The sequence below is a fragment of the Deinococcus sp. genome, assembly GCF_025362455.1.
GTDB lineage: Bacteria > Deinococcota > Deinococci > Deinococcales > Deinococcaceae > Deinococcus.
The window spans coordinates 1-2,351 of record NZ_JANYGJ010000249.1 but is presented as its reverse complement, the minus strand read 5'-3'; the positions used below and the strand labels follow the sequence as shown (position 1 = coordinate 2,351).

Annotated in this window: 2 protein-coding genes and 1 pseudogene; all 3 read right to left on the bottom strand. The window is 67.6% G+C overall.

Annotation, left to right across the window (positions count from 1 at the left end; translation table 11 throughout):
* A pseudogene (locus Q0R23_RS17215) lies at positions 1-200 on the bottom strand (hypothetical protein); the annotation flags it as partial.
* Positions 201-296: 96 nt separating this feature from the next.
* Positions 297-470 carry a hypothetical protein gene (locus Q0R23_RS17210; RefSeq protein WP_293915036.1) on the bottom strand — a complete coding sequence of 58 codons (174 nt, stop codon included), beginning with the start codon at positions 468-470 and terminating at the stop codon, positions 297-299.
* A gap of 153 nt (positions 471-623) precedes the next feature.
* Complete coding sequence (locus Q0R23_RS17205) at positions 624-1,979, bottom strand: S8 family serine peptidase (RefSeq protein ID WP_293915035.1); 1,356 nt, start codon at positions 1,977-1,979, stop codon at positions 624-626.
* Positions 1,980-2,351 lie beyond the last annotated feature (372 nt).

Genomic DNA, 2,351 nt, shown 5'->3' with positions numbered 1-2,351 from the left:
GATTTCCCGGCGCCGTTCTCGCCGCACAGGGCGTGGACGCTGCCCCAGCGAATTTCCATTGAAATATCGTCGTTGGCGAGCACCAGCGGAAAACGCTTGCTGATGTGGCGCAGCTCCAGCGCGTTGGATGAGTGGTGCGCGGCGCTGTGGATGCTGGAGGCCACGCCGCCAGCGGGGGAGACCGGAGTGGGCTGGGTCATAGGAGTATTCTACCGGGGCCGTGAAGCGGGGCGCCCGCGCCAGCCGACAGTTACTGCACCCGACAGTCTCAGACGGTCACAGCCACCGTTCCTGAGCTACTGGCGCCTGAGCAGGTTGTAGAGCCGGTAGCCGTAGACCGCCAGCAGCACGGCGCTCAGGGCGGCTAGCGGCAGGTTGGCGCGAACGATAAAAACCACCAGCAGCGCCGTCCAGCCGACGCACAGCGCCACCGTCAGCCAGAGTCGAAAGGTCGCGGGAAGTTGGTTCATGCCCGAAAGTCTAGCGGGCGCCCGCACCGGAGATGTCCCCGGCCAGGGCGCCCGCTACTGGTCGATTGTTTCCCTTGCCTTGTTCCGAAGCGAAGAGAAGCACCGGCAGCGCCACCGGGAGCGAGAGGAGTGCGGTGGCGCTGCCCGCTGAGCTTAACGGGGCGCCCGTGAGGGGGATGGAGCGGGCGTGAGAGGGCTCATGGCGCCGCCGCTGTTCGTGCTGCTACTACTGCTGCCCAGCGCCGCTCGCGCCGCACGCAGGGCCGCGCCCGCGTCGAGCACTCCCGCGCCGCAGCTCCGCGCCGGATCAGGGTCGCACTGGCCGCCCACGAAGGGCCGGGCCGACTGTTTCAGCACCTCGGTCACCTGGGCGGGCGTGAGGTTGGGGTTCAGGCCCATCATCAGGCTGGCGACGCCCGTGACCTGGGGGGCGCTGAAGCTGGTGCCGTTGCGCGTCTGGGGGCCGTCCACCGAGCTAAAGACCAGCGTGGTGGCGTCCTCACCGCCCGGCGCGGCCAGGGCCACGGCGGCGCCGTAATTGGAGTAGTTGGCCCGCCGTCCGGCGCGGTTGGTGGCCGCCACGCTCAGCACCTGCTGGCAGCCTGCCGGGCTGTAGAGCGCCGAGTCGGCGTGGTCGTTGGCGGCCCCGGCCACCACCAGCACGCCCCGCGCCGTGACCTCATCCACAGCTTTTTGCACGCGGGCGTCGCAGCCGGTCAGCGGAATGAAGTCGGCGTACAGGCTCAGGTTGATGATCCGGGCCGGGCGGGTATTGAGCGGCGCCCCGGCCACCCGCAGTCCCGCCGCCCAGCGCATACCGTCGATCAGGTCGGGCACGCTAATCATGCCGTCCTCGCCGCCCACCCGCACGGCCACGATGCGGGCCAGCGGATTGATGCCCGCCATGCCCTGAGCGTCCCGCGCCGCGCCGATGATGTTGGCCACGCCCTCGCCGTGATAGCGAAACTGGCCTACCCCGGAGGCGTCGGCGTCGCGCCCGTCCCCGTCGCCGGAGCGCCCAGGGTCGGAGACGAAATCGTAGCCGTTGGTCACTCGCCCGCTCAGCTCCGGATCATCGACGTAGCCGGTATCGAGCACCGCCACCGTGATGGCCTGGGCGCCGGTCACGGCCCAGCCGGAGCGCATGTTGATGGCGTCCAGGTTCCACTGCCGGGCGTAGAGCGGGTCCGTCGGCGTGGCGGTGTAGGGCGCGGCGGGGCCAGGGACGGCGGGCGCCGGAACGCTCTGGGCTGGACTGGCCTGTACCGGTTTGGTTTGGGCCGCTTTGTCAGGGCTGGATGGTGTCGGCTGAGCAGGGCCGGGTTTAATCGGGCTGGGTTTAATCGGGCTGGGCTGACTCAAGCTGGGCTGGTTCAGACCGGGAGGCGAAGGCTCAAGCGGCGCCAGCGGCGTGATGCGCAGCGCCGACGTAGGGGTGAGCAGGGCCGTCAGCAGGGCCAGCGGCAGCAGGCTGGATGGTAGCAATTTAAAGAGTAGGGGAGGGCGCACCTGCCCAGTCTGAGGCCAGGAGCTGACAGGCGGCTGAAGCGGAGTTTAGGATTCTCAGCGACGCGACTGGGGAAGCGGGGAAGCGGGAACGCCCTCTCTCGCGGAGTTTTTCAGGGACGAGCGATACGGAATTAAAAAGAATCGCGTGCATGAAGCGGGAACGCCGCTTGGTGGTCCCCTCACCCTTCCGCCGCGTTGCGGCTCCCTCCCTCTCCCGCAGGGGGCGAGGAACTAAGTACATTGATTTCTATATTTTGATACCCTTGTAGTGACGACTCATCTTTTCGCGACAGTGTTCTACGGTGAAGTGCCAGTTCACCGTCGTTCCAGCGGTGTTTCTCTGGTCAATCCAGCTCGTCACTTCATCCTTCA

Excerpts from the sequence above, each read along its gene's own strand:
- Q0R23_RS17210 (WP_293915036.1), bottom strand. The coding sequence starts at position 470 with ATGAACCAACTTCCCGCGACCTTTCGACTCTGGCTGACGGTGGCGCTG.